Origin of the sequence: Nocardia sp. NPDC005978 (assembly GCF_040614455.1) — a bacterium.
GTDB lineage: Bacteria > Actinomycetota > Actinomycetes > Mycobacteriales > Mycobacteriaceae > Nocardia.
Genome location: NZ_JBEXUS010000107.1, coordinates 1 through 19,852 on the forward strand (window position 1 = coordinate 1; position 19,852 = coordinate 19,852).

General features: G+C 71.1%; 11 protein-coding genes. 6 read left to right on the forward strand and 5 right to left on the reverse strand.

Annotated features, from left to right (window positions below):
* The 5 genes from ABZ319_RS32660 to ABZ319_RS32680 form a co-directional block, all read right to left on the reverse strand.
* Nucleotides 1-9,655: amino acid adenylation domain-containing protein (locus tag ABZ319_RS32660; protein ID WP_354990394.1), on the reverse strand; the 9,655-nt coding region annotated here is incomplete at its 3' end.
* A 280-nt stretch (nt 9,656-9,935) separates the two neighbouring features.
* Nucleotides 9,936-11,390 (reverse strand): molybdopterin-dependent oxidoreductase, encoded by a 1,455-nt coding sequence (locus ABZ319_RS32665; RefSeq protein WP_354990395.1) that lies wholly within the window; start codon nt 11,388-11,390, stop codon nt 9,936-9,938.
* 150 nt (nt 11,391-11,540) lie between these two features.
* Nucleotides 11,541-12,332, reverse strand: coding sequence for an anti-sigma factor (locus ABZ319_RS32670; protein WP_354990396.1), 792 nt, complete (start codon nt 12,330-12,332; stop codon nt 11,541-11,543).
* Complete coding sequence (gene sigK, locus ABZ319_RS32675; protein WP_354990397.1) at nt 12,329-12,991, reverse strand: ECF RNA polymerase sigma factor SigK; 663 nt, start codon at nt 12,989-12,991, stop codon at nt 12,329-12,331. The genes ABZ319_RS32670 and sigK (ABZ319_RS32675) overlap by 4 nt, the downstream gene beginning before the upstream one ends.
* 119 nt (nt 12,992-13,110) lie before the next feature.
* Entirely contained in the window at nt 13,111-13,749 is a 639-nt protein-coding gene (locus ABZ319_RS32680) for a fasciclin domain-containing protein (RefSeq protein WP_354990398.1), read from the reverse strand.
* Nucleotides 13,750-14,057: 308 nt separating this feature from the next.
* Here ABZ319_RS32680 and ABZ319_RS32685 point away from each other — a divergent pair, with 308 nt between their 5' ends.
* The 6 genes from ABZ319_RS32685 (at nt 14,058) to ABZ319_RS32710 (ending at nt 19,792) form a co-directional block, all read left to right on the forward strand.
* Entirely contained in the window at nt 14,058-15,362 is a 1,305-nt protein-coding gene (locus ABZ319_RS32685; RefSeq protein ID WP_354990399.1) for an FAD-dependent oxidoreductase, read from the forward strand.
* Nucleotides 15,359-16,180 carry a DUF1365 domain-containing protein gene (locus ABZ319_RS32690; RefSeq protein WP_354990400.1) on the forward strand — a complete coding sequence of 274 codons (822 nt, stop codon included), beginning with the start codon at nt 15,359-15,361 and terminating at the stop codon, nt 16,178-16,180. The genes ABZ319_RS32685 and ABZ319_RS32690 overlap by 4 nt, the downstream gene beginning before the upstream one ends.
* A gap of 35 nt (nt 16,181-16,215) precedes the next feature.
* Nucleotides 16,216-17,454 (forward strand): cyclopropane-fatty-acyl-phospholipid synthase family protein, encoded by a 1,239-nt coding sequence (locus ABZ319_RS32695; RefSeq protein WP_354990411.1) that lies wholly within the window; start codon nt 16,216-16,218, stop codon nt 17,452-17,454.
* Nucleotides 17,451-18,239, forward strand: coding sequence for a DUF1295 domain-containing protein (locus tag ABZ319_RS32700; protein ID WP_354990401.1), 789 nt, complete (start codon nt 17,451-17,453; stop codon nt 18,237-18,239). Before ABZ319_RS32695 ends, ABZ319_RS32700 begins: the two co-directional genes overlap by 4 nt.
* Nucleotides 18,240-18,399: 160 nt before the next feature.
* On the forward strand, nt 18,400-19,065 hold the full coding sequence (gene sigK, locus ABZ319_RS32705) for an ECF RNA polymerase sigma factor SigK (protein WP_354990402.1): 666 nt from the start codon (nt 18,400-18,402) through the stop codon (nt 19,063-19,065).
* Entirely contained in the window at nt 19,058-19,792 is a 735-nt protein-coding gene (locus tag ABZ319_RS32710) for an anti-sigma factor (protein ID WP_354990403.1), read from the forward strand. Before sigK (ABZ319_RS32705) ends, ABZ319_RS32710 begins: the two co-directional genes overlap by 8 nt.
* Nucleotides 19,793-19,852 lie beyond the last annotated feature (60 nt).

Genomic DNA, 19,852 nt, shown 5'->3' on the forward strand with positions numbered 1-19,852 from the left:
TGCGCCTATGGCACCGACACCGGGCGCAGGCAGCTGTCGATGGGCGTGACGATCGAGCCTCCGGCGCGCCCGCGGCCGCGTCCAGCAGCCGGGCCAGCCCCTCGGGGGTCGGATGCTCGAAAACCTCCTTGACCGCGAGCCGATGCCCGCAGGAGACCGCGAGCCGGGAGACCAGCTGGGTCGCGGAGAGCGAGTTGCCGCCCAATTCGAAGAAGCTGTGATCCGCGGCCACGCGTTCGCGATCGAGCATGCGGGCCATCTCGGCGGCCACCAGGGCCTCGGTGGGGGTGGCGGGCTCGCGGCCCGCGACCCCGAGGTCCCAGACCGGTTCCGGCAGGGCCTTGCGATCGAGTTTGCCGCTGGGCGACAACGGAATCGAGTCCAGCGCCACGATCGCCGAGGGCACCATGTGCGCGGGCAGGCGAGCGCCCAGGGCCGTGCGCAGGGCGCGCACGTCCAGCGTCCCGGACTCCTCGGGCAGCACGTAGGTCACCACGTGCGCGCGACCGGCGGTGTCCGTGCGGACCTCGGTGTGCGCGAAGCCGACCGCCCCGGCGGCCGCCACGGCCGCGGTGATCTCGCCGAGTTCGATGCGGAAGCCGCGCACCTTGACCTGGTCGTCGCCGCGGCCGAGGAAGACCAGTTCGCCCTCGGCGGTCCAGCGCACCAGATCGCCGGTGCGGTACATGCGGTCCCCGGCGGCCCCGTAGGGGTCGGCGACGAAGCGGGACGCGGTCAGGCTCGGGCGCGACAGGTAGCCGCGCGCGACGCCCGCGCCGCCGATGTACAGCTCACCGGCGACGCCGACCGGGACCGGGCGCAGCCTGCGATCCAGCACCGCGAGGCCGGTGCCGCGAATCGGCCCGCCCAGCACCACCTGCCGGTCCGGAGTCAGCGCGTGGGAGATCGCCACCGCCACGGTCGCTTCGGACGGTCCGTAGGCGTTGAACAGCGCGCGGTCCACCGCCCAGCGGTCGAGCAGTTCCGGGCCGACCGCGTCGCCGCCGACGACGAGCCCGCGCAGCGCGGGCAGCGTGCGCCCGCCCGCGCCGAGCCCGGCCACCGCGACCGGGGTGAGGAAGGCGTGCGTCACCCCTTCGTGCTCGAGCAGTTCGGCCAGTTCCTCACCGCCGTAGATCTGCGGCGGGGCGATCACCATGGTCGCGCCCGCACCCCAGGTCAACAGCAGTTCCAGGATCGAGGCGTCGAAACTCGGCGAGGCGAAATGCAGTGTGCGCGAACCGGAGACGACGCCGAACCGGTCCGCCATGGTGCGGGTGAAGTTCGCGATGCCGGCGTGCGTGACCGCCACGCCCTTGGGGACGCCGGTCGAGCCGGAGGTGTAGATGAGGTAGGCCAGCTGCGAAATCCGCAGCGGGCGTGTGCGATCGGCGTCGGTGATCGGCGCGCTGGACAGCCCGGACAGCGCGCTCACGATCGCCCGGTCGTCCAGGGCCAGCCACGTCACGCCCGCTGCGGGCAGGTCCTCGCGATGCGCCGTCGTGGTCAGGCCGAAGCGCGCACCGGAATCGGTGAGCATGTGCTCCTGGCGCGGGCGCGGGTACGCGGGATCGACCGGCAGGAAGGCCGCGCCGGTCTTGGCGACGGCCACGGTCACGGTCACCGATTCGATGGAGCGCGCGATGGCGAGCGCCACAACGGATTCCGGTCCGACACCGCGTTCGATGAGCAGCCGGGCGAGCCGGTTCGACCGGCGGTCGAGTTCGGCGTAGGTCAGCTCGTGGGTGCCCAGGCGCACGGCGATGGCGTTGGGATCGATGGCGGCCGCGGCGGTGAAGATCTCCGGCAGCGAACTCACCGGTGCGGCCGGCTCGCCGCGGACCGGTGTCAGCGCGGCGATCTCCGCGCCGGACAGCAGCGGCAGCTCCCCGACCAGGGTGTCGGGCGCGGCCGCGGCGGCGGTCAGGATCCGGATGAAGCGTTCGACCAGACGCCGGGCCGAGGCGGCCTCGAACAGGTCGGTGGCATAGGTCAGTTCGAGGTCGACACCGGCGGGAGCGCCCTGCGCGGAACGCTTTTCGACGAGGGTGAACTCGAGGTCCCAGCGCGCCACCCCGGCCGAGATGGCCGCGGCGGTGGTGTCCAGGCCGGGCAGCGGCACCGTCTCGGGCACCGCGCTGTGCACCGACAGCATGACCTGGAACAGCGGGTGATGTGCCGGGGAGCGCACCGGCTCGAGCACCTCCACCAGGCGTTCGAAGGGCAGCTCGGCGTGCGCGAACGCATCGAGATCACCTTCGCGCACCGTGTCCAGCAGCGCCGCGAAGCTGCGGTCCGCGGCGACCTCGGTCCGCAGCACCAGGGTGCCGACGAACATGCCGACGAGCCGATCGAGGCGGGTGTCCGCCCGGCCCGCGATCGGGGTGCCCACCGCCACATCGGACGTGGCGGCCAGGCGGGACAGCAGGGTCGCCAGCGCCGCGTGCAGCACCATGAACACGCTGACCCCGGACCGCTGCGCGAGGGCGTGCAGCGCCGCGTGCAGATCGGCGTCCAGGTGCGTGCGCAGGGTGTCACCGCGCTGAGAGGCCACCGCCGGGCGCGGGCGGTCGACCGGAAGTTCCAGGCATTCGGGCAGATCCGCGAGCCGCTCGCGCCAGTACGCGAGCTGGCGGGCCGCCGGGCTCCGGTCGTCGTCCTCGCTCCCGAGCGATTCGCGCTGCCACACACTGTAATCCGCGTACTGCACCGGCAGCGGTGTCCAGTCCGGCGCCGCGCCCGCCCGGCGGGCGGCGTAGGCCGCGGCCAGATCCCCCGCCAGCGGTGTCAGCGACCAGCCGTCGGCGGCGATGTGGTGCACGACCATCACGAGCAGGTGATCCTGATCGGAGACCCGGATCAGGGCCGCTCGAATCGGCAGCTGCGCGGTGAGATCGAAACCGGCGGCGGCGAAGTCGCGGGCGTCGGCTTCGGCCGAGTCCGTTCCCGCGCCGGTGTCCACGCGCGCGACGAGGTGTGCGAAGGGCACCACGGTTTCCTGGACCGGCAGCACCACCTGGTGCGGGCCGTCCGCGTCCTCCGGGAACAGGGTGCGCAGCACCTCGTGCCGAGCCACGACGTCGGCAAGCGCCTGCCCCAGCGCCTCGGCCTCGAGCGGGCCGCGCACGCGCAGGCCGACCGAGACGTTGTACGCCCCGGAATCGGTGTCGAAGCGGTTCAGGAACCACAGGCGCTGCTGTGCCAGGGATAGCGGCACGCGAGCGGGCCGCGCCGCGGCGCCCAGCACCGGCCGCTCACCGGCGGAACTCGCGCCCGCCAGCAAGGTGGCCAGCGCGCCGACGGTAGGCGCCTCGAACAGCGCGCGCACCTCCACGCGCACCCCCAGGGCCGCGTCCAGCCGGGCGGCGACCTTGGTGGCCAGCAGCGAATTGCCGCCGGCGGCGAAGAAGTCGTCGTCCAGACCGACCCGATCCACCCCGAGCACCTCGGCGAAGATCCCGGCCACGGTGTGCTCGGCGGGGGTGCCGGGCGCACGATAGGCGGCGACCGCGAAGACCGGTTCGGGCAGGGCGCGGCGATCGACCTTGCCGGTGGCGGTCATCGGCAGCGCGGGCAGCACCATGATCGCGGCCGGGACCATGTACGCCGGTACCGCGGCCATGAGAGCCGCGCGCACCACGTCCGCCGCGATCGTGCGCCCGGACACGGGCGCGAGATACGCGACGAGCTGATCGCCGCGCGCACCGTCGGCGCGGGCGACCACGACCGCGGCCTCGATGCCGTCCTGCGCCAGCAGTGCGGCCTCGATATCGCCGAGCTCGATGCGAAACCCGCGCACCTTGACCTGGAAGTCGGTGCGCCCGTGGTACTCCAGCGCACCGTCGGCGTTCCACGCCGCGAGATCGCCGGTGCGGTACATGCGTTCGCCGGCGCTCACGGCGTGCAGGTCCGGGACGAAACGCTCGGCGGTCAGCACCCCGCGGCCGATATAGCCGTGCGCCAACTGGATTCCCGCCAGGTACAGCTCACCCACCACGCCCGCGGGCACCGGCCGCAGCCGGGCGTCCAGGACGTACACGCGGGTGTTCCATTCGGGCTTGCCGATGGGGACCGCGCCGGTGTCGGCGTCGCCCACGCGGTGCGCGGTCACCGACACCGCGGCCTCGGTGGGGCCGTACAGGTTCCACAGCTGTATGTGCGGATTGGCGTCGCGGAAGCGCTGGGCGACCGCGGCGGGCAGCGCCTCGCCGATGGCGAGCACCAGGCGCACCGTGGCGGGCAGTTCCGCGCGCGGCCCGGACATCAGCGCGGTGAGCATGGAGGGCACCAGATGCAGCACCGAGACGCGCCGCTCGCCGATCAGGGCGCCGAGATACGCCGGATCGCGATGACCGTCCGGGGCCGCGATGACCGTGCGGCCGCCGACCAGCATGCCGGAGTAGAACTCCCACACCGACAGATCGAAGGTCGCCGCGGTCTTGAGCAAGACGGTGTCGTCGCCGTCGAGTCCGAAAGCGTCCTGCTTCCAGAGCAATTGGTTCACCACCGCGCGATGCGGCAGGGCCACGCCCTTGGGCCGCCCGGTGGATCCGGAGGTGAAGATGACGTAGGCGGTGTGGTCCGGGCGCAGCGGCGTGCGCCGCTCGCCGTCCAGCACCGGGTACGGCGGCACCGCGGACAGATCCAGGGTGTCGATCGCCAGCACCGGCGCCTCGACCGGCGGCAGGCCCGCGGCGTCCGCCCGTGTGCTCAGGACGCAGCGCGGTGCCGCGGTGGCCAGGATGTGCTCCAGGCGATCGGCGGGCTGGTCCGGATCGATCGGCACATAGACGCCGCCGCTGACCGCCACCGCGTACATGCCGATCATGAGCTCGGCCGAGCGGCGCAGCGCCAGCGCGACCGGGGTCTCGGGACCGACGCCGAGCGAGATCAGATGCCGGGCGAGACGATTGACGCGCTCGGAGAATTCGCGATAGGTCAGGGTCTCGGGCCCGTTCGCGGTGTCCGCGACGAGCGCCACCGCCGACGGGGTGCGGGCGGCCTGGGCGGCGAACAGCGAGGCCAGGGTCTGGCGGGTGTCCAGGGCGTGCGCGGTGCTGTTCCAGTCGTGCAGGATCCGCCGGCGCTCGGCAGGCTCGAGCAGGTCCAGATCGCCGAGGGCGGCCTGCGGCCGGGCGACCGCGTCGGTGAGCAAACGGGTGAACCGCTCGGCGAAGCCGGCGACCGTGCGCTCGTCGAAAAGATCGGTGGCATAGACGAAGTGGCCGTCGATCCCGGCGGGCGCGCCGGATTCGTCGTACCGGTCGGTGAGCACGAGCTGCAGATCGAACTGTGCCACACCGGTTTCGATGGCACTGCCGGTGACCTCGAGTCCGGGCAGCGCGACCCCGATTCGGCCGAGGTTCTGGAAGGAGAGCCCGACCTGCACCAGGGGGTGACGGGCGGTGGAGCGCACCGGGTTCAGCACCTCGACCAGGCGCTCGAAGGGCAACCGGGTGTGAGCGAAGGCCGCCAGGTCCAGCGGCCGCTGCCGGACGAGCAGATCGGCGAAGGACTCGCCGAGCTCGGGCCGCGAGCGGAAGACCACGGTGTTGACGAACATGCCGATGAGCGCGTCGAGTTCGGCTTCGCCGCGCCCGGCCACCGGGGTGCCGACGGCGACGTCGGCGCTGCCGGACAGGCGGGCCAGCAGGACCGAGAATGCCGCGTGCACGGCCATGAACAGGGTGGCGTCGTGCGCGCGGGCCAGGCGCAGCAGCTCCGCGTGCACCGGTGCGGGGACGGCCAGGTCCAGTTTCGCGCCGCGGAAGGACTGCGTCGCCGGGCGCGGGCGGTCGTAGGGCAGCGACAGCTCATCCGGCAGATCCGCCAATTCGGCACGCCAGAAGGCCAATTCGCCGGCCGCGACGCTGGCCGGATCCGCGAGGTCGCCGAGCGCGGCGGTCTGCCACAGGCTGTAGTCCGCGTACTGCACCGCCAATGGCGGCAGCGCCGGTGTCCGGCCCGCGCGCCGGTCCGCGTACGCCACACCGAGGTCGGCCAGCAGCGGAGCCAGGGACCACCCGTCGGCGGCGATGTGATGAATCACGATGGCCAGCACATGCTCTCGCGGGTTCGTGCGCAGCAGGCGCACGCGCAGCGCGCTCTCGCGCACGAGATCGAAGCCCTGGGCGGCGATCGCGCGCAGCCGCTCGCCGAGGTCGGCGGCGGGCACCTCGAGCACCGGCAGGTCGATGCTCGCGGCGGGCTGGATCATCTGGTGCGGGCCGTGCGGCCCGTCCGGGAACACGGTGCGCAGCGGCTCGTGCCTGGCCACCAGGTCGGTGAGCGCGGACCGCAGCGCCGCCACGTCCAGCTCGCCGCGCATGCTCAGCGTGAACGGGATGTTGTAGGTGTACGCCTCGGGATCGAAGCGGTTGATGAACCACAGGCGCTGCTGGGCCGGGGACAGCGGAATGCGCGCCGGGCGCGGTCCCGCGGTCAGCGCCGCAGCGCCCGATTCCGGCAGCAGGGTCGCCACGCGGGCGGCCAGCCCGGCGACGGTGCTCTCCTCGAGCACGAGCCGAACCGGTACCGAGACAGCGAGTTCCGCGCCGATCCGCGCGGCAACCCGGGTCGCGCTGAGCGAATTGCCGCCCAGGGCGAAGAAGCCGTCGTCGAGGCCGGCGCGCTCGATCTCGAGCACCTCGGCCAGCACCGCGGCCACCGCGCGTTCGGCCGCGGTCACCGGCGCGCGGTAGGTCACGGTCGCCGCGACCGGCTCGGGCAGCGCGCGCCGATCGAGCTTGCCGTTGCTGGTCAGCGGAATGGCGTCCAGCACGACCCAGGCCGCGGGCACCATGTAGTCGGGCAGGCGCAGGGCCACGCCCGCGCGCAGGACCGCGATGTCGAGCGTGCCCGCGGTCGCGGGCACCACGTAGGCGACGATGCTCGATTCGCCCGCGTCGTCGGTGCGCACGATGATCGCGACCTGGCCGACCGCGTCCTGGGCCAGCACGGCGGCTTCGATCTCGCCGAGTTCGATGCGGAAACCGCGCACCTTCACCTGGTCGTCGGCGCGGCCCAGGTACTCGAATTCCCCGGTGGGAGTCCAGCGTCCGAGGTCACCCGAACGGTAGAGCCGGGTGCCCGGTGCGCCGAACGGGTTCGCCACGAAACGCGCCGCGGTCAGCGGGCGCTGCCCGAGGTAGCCGCGGGCCAGTTGCTCGCCCGAGACGTAGATCTCCCCCGCCACCCCCGGCGGCGCGGGGCGCAACCGGCGATCGAGCACGTAGGTGCCCAGGCCCGGAATGGCGCGGCCGATCCCGCCGCCGCCGGTCGCCGCCGCTTCGCGGTCCAGGGCGCGCAGGGTGACGTGCACGGTGGTCTCGGTGATGCCGTACATGTTGATCAGCCGGGGCGCGTCGTCGCGGTGCCGGCGGTACCATTCGGTCAGTCTCCGCGGCTCGAGCGCCTCGCCGCCGAATATGATGTAGCGCAACGCCAGTGGCGACTGCTCCGGATCGAGGGTGGCCGCGGCGCGGTCGGCCTCGACCAGCTGGGCGAACGCCGACGGGGTCTGGTTCAGGACGGTCACGCGTTCGCGGCGCAGCAGGGCCAGCAGATCCGCGGGCGACCGCGAGGTCTCGTAATCCACCACGACCAGGGTGCCGCCGTACAGCAGTGGTCCCCACAGCTCCCAGACCGAGAAGTCGAACGCGTACGAGTGGAACAGCGTCCACACGTCCTGCGGCCCGAAGCCGAAGTCGCCGTGCGTGTTCCGGAACAGCGTCGCGACGTTCGCGTGCGGGATCTGCACGCCCTTGGGCCGGCCGGTGGAGCCGGAGGTGTAGATGACGTACGCGATGTTGGCCGGGGTGAGCGGGGCCAGGCGATCGGCGTCGGTGAGCGGGGCGCACTCCGCGCCGTCAGCGCCGAATTCCGCGTGCAGCACCGGCAATTCGGCGGGCAGGGTGATCGGCAGGGTCGCGTCGGAGATCGCGCAGACCGGACGGGCGTCGGCGAGCATGTAGGCGATGCGGTCGGCGGGGTAGTCCGGATCGACCGGCAGGTAACCCGCACCGGACTTGATCACCGCGAGCAGCGCGACGACCAGCTCGGCCGAGCGCGGCAGCGCCACGGCCACCAGCGTTTCGGGTCCGGCGCCGTAGCGCACCAGTGCGCGGGCGAGGCGGTTGGCGCGCGCGTCCAGCTCACGGTAGGTCAGGGTGACGCCATCGCAGGACAGCGCGGTCGCGGCGCCGTGCGCGGTGACCGCGGCGTCGAAGAGGTCGGTCAGGGTGCGCGCGGGGGCGGGCGCGGGCGCGGGGGGCACGGCCCACTCCCGCAGCACCAGCTCCCGTTCGCGCGCACCGAGTACCGGCAGCGCGTCCAGTTCGGATTCGGGTGCGCTGGTGAGGAATTCGGTCAGGAATGCCAGGAAGCGCCCGTGGTGCGCGGCCAGTTCGGCGGCGGTGTAGCGCGCCGGATTGCCCATGAAGTCCACGTGCAGGCCGCCGTCGCCGGACCCGTTGTAGATGTTGATCGACAGGTCCTCCACCGGCCCGGTGGACAGCAGGTGCATCGTGGCCTCGGCGTCGCCGAAGCGAATGCCGTTGTGGAACAGCATGATATTGACGACCGGGCCGAAGAAGCCGCGGTGCTCGCCGCCCGCGCCCAGGTCACGCTGCATGTCCTCGTGCCGGTAGCGCTGGTGACGCAGCGCGTCGCGAATGCTCGGGTCCACCGCGCCCACCAGATCCGCGACCGTGGCGCCGGCGGCGATATCGAAGGACAGCGGAACCACATTGGAGACGTAGCCCGCGGACATGCGTAGCTCGGGCGTGGTGCGGGCGGTGACCGGCAGGCTCAGCGAGACCTGCGAGCGGCCGGTGACCGCTGCCAGGTAGGCGGCGACACCCGCGGTCAGCAGGGCCGGGCGGGACGCGGCGAAACGCTCGCGAACCGCGTCCAGCGCCGCCGCGCACGCGGGGGCGAGCACCCCGCCCTCGACCCAGCGCTCGGCCTCGGCAGCGCCGTAGCGATCGCTCAGACTGAAGATCGAGTCCAGGGCGCCGAGCCTGCCCCGCCAGAACCGCTGGTCCTCGGTGAAGGCGGCCGATTCGCGGTAGGCGTGCTCGGACTCGTAGATGGAGTGCACGTCGTGCGCGGTCGACGGGCTCGGGGCCGTGCCGTCGGTGAGGGCGTTGTAGTGCTCGGCGATCCGGGCCACCAGCAACATGGCGCCGTAGCCGTCGATGGCGATGTGGTGCATCTTGGCGAACCACAGGTATTCGTGATCGCCGGTGCGCAGCACGGCGGTGCTGAACAGACGATCACCCAGCAGCGGAATCGGGACCGCGGCGTCCTGGCGCATCCAGACCATGGCGGCGGCCCGGGGGTCGTCGCACGAGCGGAAGTCGTGCCGCGGGATCTCGACCGGTTCGTCCGGTCCGACCAACTGGCGAGGATTGCCCTCGACCTCCACGATCCGGAGCCAGGGGCTCTGCAAATCCGTAGCACATCGACGCAAAGCCGTCTCGAGGCGCGCGCAATCGAAGTCGCCGCGAATCTCCACGTACTGCGCCACCGTCAGCGGTACGTCCGGGGCGATGTGCTGAGCGTTCCAAATACCGGTCTGCGCTGCTGACAGCGGGAACGAAACCATGATTTCCGATGCGTCACGACCTGCCGGATCCAGGGCCAAGGCGGTCATCTGAACACTCCAATCACCGATAGGAATCTGGACATTTCCCGGGAAGCAGAACAACCGCTGTGAACACGGTGAGCGCCGCAACCAGTGGCAGCAAATTTTCTGCAACGCTCGATGATGGAGTTCGTTCAGACCGAGCGTCCGGATTGGTTCCTTTCGAAAAGAATTGATAATCCACACAATTCGGACATCGCGGATGAATCATTCGGTACCGCAGCACGAATCGGCCGGACGCGTCATAATCGCGCCCGGCCGATAGGGAAAATCCTTTTATTTCAAGTGCTCAGCGCACCGTGAACACCCTGCTGTGCCATCCGGTCGACCCGCTCGGGAACGGCGGAGTCCGCTGTTCGGACTGTGTTTCGCCGGACCGATCGACCGCACGCACCCGAATTGTGTGGGTACCGGGGGTCGCCGTCCACTGCCACGTCCACTGCCGCCAGGTGTCGATGGAATACTCCGCGGCCAATGTCGCGGCCTGCCAAGGCCCGTCGTCCACCTGGACCTCGACACCGGCTATCCCCCGGCGCTGCGCCCAGGCCACCCCCGCGACCGTCACCGGGCCGGCCGCGACGGTGGCGAACGCAGCGGGCACGTCGATCCGCGAGGCGGTCTTGATCGGCGCGCGATCGGCCCATCCGCGATCGGTCCAGTACGCGGTCGCACGATCGAAACGAGTCACCTCGAGGTCGACCACCCATTTGGTGGCCGAGACGTACCCGTACAGCCCGGGCACGATGAGACGAGCCGGATAGCCGTGCGCCAGCGGCAGCGGGGCGCCGTTCATGCCGATGGCCAGCAGCGCATCACGACCGTCGAGCACCGCGGCCAGCGGCGTGCTCGCGGTGAAGCCGTCGATGCTGCGCGAGAGCAGCATGTCCGCGTCCGGGCGCACGCCGGCGGCGCCGAGCAGTTGCGCCAGTGGATATCCCAGCCAGCGGGCGGTCCCGGCCAGGGTGCCGCCGACTTCGTTGGAGACGCAGGTGAGGGTGAGCACGCGTTCGACCGGGGTCAACTGCCGCAGTCGATCGAAGTCGAATTCGACGGTGCGATCGGTCATTCCGTGGATGCGCAGCCGCCAGTCCGAACTCGTCAGCGCCGGTATCTGCAACGCGGTGTCGACCCGGTAGAAGTCGTCGGCGGGTGTGATGAAGCTCGTCAGCCCGGGCACATCCGGCCGCGCGTCCGCCGGCACCTCCGGGGCCGGGACCCCGGTTCGCGGCAGCAGGAATCGCGCCCGATCCGCGACCACGTCGCGCAATCGCGCGCCCAGCACCCGCCCGGCGGCGGCCGCGCCGACCGCGAGCGCGCCGACCGCGGCCGCCGACACCAGGAATCGGCGTCTGGACAGCGCCGCGGGTGCGGGGGCCGGCGGGGACGGCGTGCCCGCCACCAGCATGCGCAGCGCCAGGACGCCGGCCGCGATCCCGATCACCGTCGGGAGCACGAACCACACCGTGGCGGTGGGTCTTTGCAGCGCCGCCACCGCTGTCACCGCACCCAGGACCAGCAGCGCGATGCTGCCGTAAGGCCGGCGGCGCTCGAGCAGGCCCGCCAGTGCCGCGCCGACCGCCATGACCAGCGCCATCGAAACGAACAGCGCGAGTTTGTCATTGCTGCCGAAGCGCCGGATCGCGGCGTCCTTGAGTTCGTGCGGGGTGTGATCGACCATGGTCGCGCCCAGTACGAAGAAGGGTGAGGACGCGGGATCGATGAACGCCGCCACCAGATGCCCCACCCCCAGCACCGTGGCCGCCGCGAGCAGGCCCGCTACTGCTCCCCGGAGCCGGCCTCGCGCTCTCCCGGTCGAACTCTGCTGCGGCACTTGCTCTGTGCTGGGAGGCGCGGACATGATGACTGCTCTCGGTTCGGTCCGGACGCGGCCGGCTCAGGTCAGGAGATTGATACTGGCCACCGGTTCGGTGGTCGGCTGCGGTGATCCCGCCGCCGGTTCCAGGGTCACCGCGAGGGTGTCGGTCGGCCGGAAGGCGGTGACCACGGGCGTCTCGGTGAGCTCGGGCAGGACTGCGGCAGAACGCGGTTCGCCGCCCATCTGCACCAGCCAGATCTGGTACGCGTGCCCGGCGGGTGGCGGGGGCACCGCGAGAAAGCGTATGGACGCCGCCGAAAGCGCCGCCGAGGCCTGGATTTCGAGTTCGCCGCCACCGGAGACGCGAACCACGCGGGTCGTCACGTCGGGTTGCCGGTCGATCAGCGAGCTGGAGAGCGCGTCGATGGCGGGCCGATCGTCCGTGCGCTGCACGACGAAGACGAGTCCCGTACCCAGGACCACCAGCAGCAGGACAGCGGCCAGCGTATCGATACCGGTGAAGGGTCCCAGTCCCCATCTGCGCTTGTCCGAAGGCTGCGGCTTGACCGGACGCGGCGCGCGGGCGAGGTATCCGCTCTGGTCCCGGGCCGCGCGCAGCATCCGATCGAGGGCGCGCATGAGCCTGTCCTCGGCCTCCGCGGGGGGCGCACAGGCGTCGAGCACGCTCAACTCGGCCATGGCCTCGCGCACCGCGCTGACGGCGGCGTCGAATTCCGCGGCGGTCACCCGGTCGGCGCGTTCGCGCCGGCGGTCTATGTCGTCGCGTTCGGCCGCACTCACCGCGTCGAGCGCGTAGGGATAGGCGAGCTCGGCCAGATCATCCATGTCCGGCCGCTCGATAATGCTCATCGCAGGTCACCTCCTGTCAGGCAGGCCGCTAGTCGTTTGAGTCCGTCGCGGATTCGTGTCTTCACGGTGGGCACGGGCGTGCCCAGATGGTCGGCGACCTCGGCATAGGTGCGGCCGCCGTAGTAGGCCAGCGCGATGGTCTCGCGCTGGAGCGGGGTGAGGGTCTCGAGGCAGTGCAGCACCGCGTTCTCTTCGAAACGCTGCTCGACCGCCTCCGACACCGCATCGTGGTCGCGACCCAGATACAAATGCCCGTAGGCGATTTCGCGTCCGGCGGCGGAATTCTCCGCCCGGATGCGATCGACCGTGCGCCGATGGGTGAGCATCATGAGCCAGCCCATCGGGCTCGATACCCGCTCGTCGTAGCGTTCGGCCATCGACCACGCCTGGAGGTACACCTCCTGGGCGATCTCCTCGGCCGTGGCTCGATTGCGCGTCATGCGCACCGCCAGGCCGAAGACCCGATGACTGGTGAGCCGATACAGCTCGGTGAACGCGTCCCGGTCGCCGCCGCCCACCGCCGCGAGGAGCACGGTGAGGCGGCGGATCAGGTCCTCGTCCCGGCCGGGCCGCACCGCCGCGCAGGAGGGTCCGGCTCCGGGATCGTCCCCGGCCTCCCGAAACAGCGGCACGACCTTCGCATTCTCGTCATCGCTCACGCAGACACCTGTGTTCTTCCTCCGGTTTCCGCCGGGGCGAACAGGATTCGCGGCATCGGCGATCACGTGCGTCGGGTCGAGGTGATGGACCTGGGCGACCATGGCGAGTCGATCCCGGACTAGGCGGGGGGCATGAGGACGCTGTCGATCATGTAGACGGTGGCGTTGGCGGTCTTGACCCCGCCGCACACGACCGCCGCGTCGCCGACCTTCAGGTTGTCGCCGCTGCCCGTCACGGTCACGCTGCCGCCCTCGACGGTCTTGTGCGAGCCCGCGATCTTGTCCGGCGCGATCTGACCGGGCACCACGTGGTAGGTCAGGATCTTGGTCAGGGTCGCCGAATCGGTCTTGAGCGAATCGATCGTGGCGGGCGGGATCTTGGCGAAGGCCGAATCCACCGGCGCGAACACCGTGAACTGCCCGCCGTTGAGCGTATCGACCAGGTTGACCTGCGGGTTCAGCTTGCCCGAGACGGCCGCCACCAGCGTGGTGAGCATCGGGTTGTTGGAGGCGGCGGTGGCCACCGGATCCTGAGCCATACCGCTGACCGAGCCCGCTCCGGTCGGCACCTGCTCGGCGTACGCCTTGCAGCCCGGGCCGACGAGGTTCGACGCCGCGGCGGCGCCCGTGGTGGTCATGGCCATGGTGGTGGTCGAGGAGGCGGTCGAATCGGACTTGTCATCGGAACAGCCGGTCAGACCGGCGGAGACGGCGGCCACGGCGATGGCCACGGCGACGGTGCGCTGCATGAGCTTCATGATTCGTTCCTTCGATACGTCGGCTCGTCGATGAGCCTGGTGGGCAAGGGCTGGAAGAAATTTCGAGAGGCGCGCGATCACCGGCCGAGTCGGGGGTCGGGTGTTGCTCTCGACCGGTGACCACTGCGTGCGGGGCGATTCGACCCCGGTGCCCATCGACGAATCGATGACCACGAAGAGGGTTTCGCCCAGACCTGCCCGCCGGTTTGGTCGAATCCGAAATTCTTTCGAATCGGCCCGATCCGCGGCCTCCGCAAGAAACTCGCGCCCCCGCCAAACCGGTGCGGGGGGCATATCGAACTCGGGGTATGCAGCCAAGACGCGATATCGCCGTGATCGGCAGTGGGGTCGCCGGACTCACCGCCGCCCACGTGCTGGCCAAGCACGACCGGGTGACCCTGTACGAACGCGACACCAGGCTCGGCGGGCACGCGCACACGCACGAGGTCGAGTTCGCGCCGGGACGCCGGGTGCGCGTCGATTCCGGGTTCATCGTGCACAACGACCGGACGTACCCGACCCTGCTGCGGCTGTTCGGCGAACTGGGGGTGGCCACCCAGGAGACCACCATGTCGCTGTCGGTGCGCGCGGACGCGATCGGACTCGAATACGCGGGCGCCAAGGGCGCGGGCGGCCTGTTCCCGGCGGCGCGCATGCTCGCGCGCCCGCGCTACCTGTGGCTGCTGGCGCAGGTGCCGCGATTCCACCGGGCGGCACGCGAGTTGCTGCGCCGCGACGACTCCGCGGTGACGCTCGCGGAGTTCCTGCGCGAAAACCGATTCGACCGATTCTTCGTCGACTACTTCGTGAGCCCGCTGGTCGCGGCGACCTGGTCCTGCGACCCCGATACCGCGCTGCGCTACCCGGCGAGCTACCTGTTCCGCTTCCTGGACCACCACGGCATGCTGACCGTGTACGGCTCGCCGACCTGGCGCACCGTCGTCGGCGGTTCGGCCCGCTACGTCGAGAAGATCGCGGCGGGCCTCGACGAGATCCGCACCGGCACACCGGTGCTCGGGGTGCACGAGGGCACCGACGAGGTCATGGTCCGCGATGGCGCCGGGGTGCGCCGCTTCGACGCGGTGGTCATCGCCACCCACCCGCAGCAGGCGCTGGCCCTGCTCACCGATCCCTCCCCGCTCACCGGCGCGGTCCTGGGCGCGATGCCGTACACCCCGAACGCGGCGCTGCTGCACACCGACGAATCGGTGCTGCCCACCCTGCGGCGTGCCCGCGCCAGCTGGAACTACCGCATGCCGCCCGCCGGTGGCACCGGCGGCGTGGTCACCTACGACCTGACCCGGCTCATGAACCTGGACCACGTCGCGGACCGCCGCTTCCTGGTCACCCTGGGCGGCGAACACCTCATCGATCCCGCGCGGATCATCGCGCGCATGCACTACGAGCACCCGATCTACACCCCCGAGTCGGTCGCCGCGCAGCAGCGCCTGCCCGAGATCGACACCGCGCGTGTCCGTTTCGCCGGCGCGTACCACGGTTGGGGGTTCCACGAGGACGGCGCGCTCTCGGGCCTGCGCGCGGCCGAACGCCTCGGCGGCCGGTGGACGGACGACCGCGATCCCGCGTCCGTGGACCGGGTGGGTGCGCGATGAACGAGGTCCGCGCCCCCGCACTGTATTTCACCCGGATACGGCACACCCGGTTCGCGCCCGTCCGGCACGCGTTCGAATACCGCGGCTACAGCTGGTATTTCGACCTCGACAATCCTCCGGCCATCGCCCGCCCCCTGCGCCCCTTCGCCTCGTTCCACGCCGCCGACCACCTCGCGCCGGTGCCGCGGCGCCCGGCCGGGGCGGGAACCGAATCGCACGATTCGGCCGCGGAAACCGGCCCGCACGACGCCGAGCCGGAACCCGGGATCGAGATGCGGGCCCGGGTCGATGATTTCTTGGCGCGCAACGGAATCGACTGCCGTGGCGGGCGGATCACCGCGCTCATGAACGCGCGGTCGCTCGGGTACGTCTTCGATCCGCTCACCGTGTTCTGGTGCCATGACGCCGCGGGCGAACTGCGATGCGTCATCGCCGAGGTGCACAACACGTACGGCGAGCGGCACCCCTATCTCGTGCACACCGACGAGCGCGGGCGCGCCACGGTCGGCAAGGAGTTCTACGTCTCGCCGTTCAACGCGGTCGAGGGCCGCTACACGCTGCGACTGCCCGAACCCGGACGGGACCTCGACCTGGGCATCACCCTGCTGCGGGACGGCGAGCCGCCCTTCGCCGCGACCATGACCGGCCATCGGGTGCCGGTGACCACGCGCGCGGTCCTGCGCGCGCAGTGGCGAACCCCGTTCGCGCCGTGGCTGATCGCGGCGCGCATCCGGCGGCACGGCATCGCGCTGTGGGCGCGCGGCCTGCCCATCGTTCCACGGCCCCGGGCCGAATCTTCCAGAAGGACAGCACAGTGACAGACTTCTGCCTCGACACCACCACCTCGTTCCAGCTGCCGCCCCCGCCGGCCGGACCGCTGGCCCGGCTGCGCGCCGACGCCGCCGCCGCGCTCTTCCGGCGCGCGGTGACCCGGCTGCCGCTGCGGGTGGAGCTGCCGAACGGCATGGTGCTCGGCGCGCACGCCGACACCGACCCGCTGCCGCGCATGATCATTCGTGATCCGGCGGCGTTCTTCGCCCGACTCGGCGGCCAGGGCTTGATCGGTTTCGGCGAGTCCTACACCGCCGGAGACTGGACCGCCCCGGACCCGGCGGCGGTGCTCACCGTGCTCGCGAGCGCGATGACCCGGCTGATTCCCGCACCGCTGCAACGCTTCCGGTCCGTGCTGCCGCGCCCGCCCGCGCGCTCACTGGGCACCGAGGCCAACGCGCGCATGAACATCGAGCACCACTACGACCTGTCCAACGAGCTGTTCCAGCTGTTCCTGGACGACACCATGACCTACTCCTCGGCCCTGTTCGGCGCGCGCGACCTGGCGGCCGGACCCGTGCCGTGGGATCACCTGGCCGACGCCCAGCGCGCCAAGATCGACCGGCTGCTGGACGCGGCCGGGGTGGGCGCGGGCAGCCGTGTCCTGGAAATCGGCACGGGCTGGGGCGAATTGGCGGTACGGGCCGCCGCTCGCGGGGCCACCGTCCACTCGGTGACCCTGTCCGCCCGCCAGCTCTCCCTGGCCCGGTTGCGGGTCACCGCCGCCGGATACGCGGACGCGGTCACCATCGAGCTGTGCGACTACCGCGACGTGCAGGGCAGCTACGACGCCATCGTCTCGGTGGAGATGATCGAAGCGGTCGGGCACGCGCACTGGCCGACCTATTTCAGATGCCTCGACAGCGTGCTCGCACCGGGCGGTCGCGTCGCGTTGCAGGCCATCACGATGCCGCACGACCGCATGCTGGCCACCCGCAACACCCACACCTGGATCCAGAAGTACATCTTCCCCGGCGGATTCCTGCCCTCCCCCGAGGCCATCGCGACCACCGCCGCACGCCACACCTCGTTGCGGGTGCGCGAGGAGTTCGGGTTCGGCGCGCACTACGCGGAGACGCTGCGACTGTGGCGCGAGCGGTTCGACGCGCGCGGGCCCGAGGTCGGCTCGCTCGGCTTCGACGCCCGGTTCCGGCGGATCTGGCAGTTCTACCTCGCCTACTCCGAGGCCGGATTCCGTTCCGGCTACCTCGATGTGCGCCAGATCGTGCTCGATCGCCTCGATGGCGAGGCCCGGTCGTGAACGTGTTCGACGGGCTGCCGTGCATCGCCCTGCTCAGCCTGCTCGCGCTGGCCGCGCTGCAGGGCACGACCTATCTCATCGGCCGCCGCATCGGCCGCTACAACGTCGTCGATGTCAGCTGGGGGCTGGGCTTCGTCCTGGTCGCCCTGGTCGGGTTGCTCGCGGGCGACGGCTCGCTGACCCGCAGGCTGCTGCTGTTCGTATTGGTCACCGTGTGGGGCCTGCGACTGAGCCTGCACATGCATCGCAAATCCGCTGGGCGCGGCGAGGATCCGCGCTACACCGAGCTGCTGGACCGGCGCGGGCACGGCACCTGGCAGGTGCTGCGCCGGATCTTCATCATCCAGGGCGCCTCGCAGTGGGTCATCTCCGCGCCCCTGCAGGTGTCGGCCGTCGCGGGGCCGACGAGCGGGCTCGCCTGGATCGCGGCCGGTGCGGGCGTGGCGCTGTGGTTGATCGGTTTCACCTTCGAAGCCGTGGGCGACCGCCAGCTCGAGCGGTTCAAGGCCGATCCGTGCCATCGCGGCACGGTCATGGACCAGGGGCTGTGGGCCTGGACGCGGCATCCGAACTACTTCGGCGACAGCAGCCTGTGGTGGGGGCTGTGGCTCATCGCGGCCAGCGCCTGGCCCGGTGTGCTCACGGTCTTCGCGCCGCTGCTGATGACCTACGTGCTGATCTACGGAACGGGGGCGCGACTACTGGAACGACATATGGCCGAACGACCGGGGTACCGAGAATATCAGCAGCGTACGGCCTATTTCTGGCCGCGGCCACCCCGCTGATCTCCAGCGCCCGGCCACCTCCGGGCGTGCGCGCAGAAAGCCGAAGTTCGACATGAGCCGACATCCCCAACTAACCTCCGAAGAGACGTCCGGCAGTTCCACGGCAACCAACCGGCCCACCTCTACCCGTGCACAGCCGATCCTTCGGAGACAGCCAGATATGGCGGAGCAACCGCGTGGCCACTCGGTCGACACCGATCCCCCGGGCGACCGCGACGCCGACTCGGCTCCGGCCTGCCCGACCGATCGCCCCGCCCCGGACCCGGAGATCGCCGCCCGCCTGGCGCGCCTGCTGGGCGAGATAGCCCGCGGGGACCGCGACGCCTTCACCGAGTTCTACCGCTCCACCCACGACCGCGTCTTCGGGCTCGCGCTGCGCGTGCTACGCCGAGCCCAGGCCGCCGAGGAGATCACCCAGGAGGTGTACCTCCATGTCTGGAACGCCGCGGGCCAGTACGACATCCGCCTGGCCAGCCCCATCGGCTGGCTCATGATGCTCACCCACCGGCGCGCGGTGGACCGGGTCCGCACCGAAAGCAATTCCACCACCCGCGATCTCGCCTACGGCCAGCGTGAACTGGGCCGCGATCACGACATCGTCGCCGAGGCGGTGGGCCAGCGCACTGAGGAGCGCGCGGTGGTGCAGTGCCTGAGCACGCTGACCGCGATCCAGCGTGAGACGATCGCCCTGGCCTACTACGGCGGGCGCACGTACACCGAGGTGGCCGAACATCTCGACATTCCGTTGTCCACGGTCAAGACGCGCATCCGTGACGGCCTCAAGCGACTCCAGAACTGTTTGACAGGAGTGGTGAGCGATGCCTGACGACGATCACGCCGATCTACTCGACTACGCGTACCCGTACGCCCTCGACGCGCTCACCGACGCCGAACGGGACGACCTCGAACACGCCCTGACCCGCGCCGACAGCGCCGTGGCGGACACCTTCCGCACCACGGTCCGCGACATCCGCGAGGCCATGGCCACCATGTCGGTGCTGGACGCGCACCCCGCACCGCCCTCGGTGGAAGCCGCGCTGAACCGCGCCCTGGACGCCGAGCAGGGCATCGCGACCCCCGTACCCCTGCGCCCCCGCCGCGCCTTCTCCCCGCGGTTGCTGGCCGCCGCGGCCGCCGTGGCCGCGGTCATCGCCATCGGCGTCACGGTGGCCGTGCTCCGCTCCCAGTCCGGCGAACCGGGCCAGATCACGGCCCAGCAGATCCAGACCCATTCCGATACCCGCACCGCCACCACGGCGGTCACCGGCGGCGGCACGCTCACCGTGGCCGCCTCCGGCGAACTCGACGCCGCGACAATCTCTTTCGCCACGGTGCCGCCGCCCCCCGCCGATCACGCCTACCAGCTCTGGCTGATTCCTTCCTCGGGCCTGCCCGAGTCCGCGGCCGTCATGACCGCCCTCCCGACCGACACCGCCCCGATGGTCCTGCTCATGTCCGACCGCAATCCGAAGCAGCTGGCCATCACGATCGAGCCCGCGGGCGGCTCCGCGCAACCCACGACCGACGTCATCGCCGCGATGAGCATGGAATAGGTCGTAGCCCCAACGGCTTTCAGAGCACGGACCGCGCGTGTCAAGGGGGGCTGCGGCGTT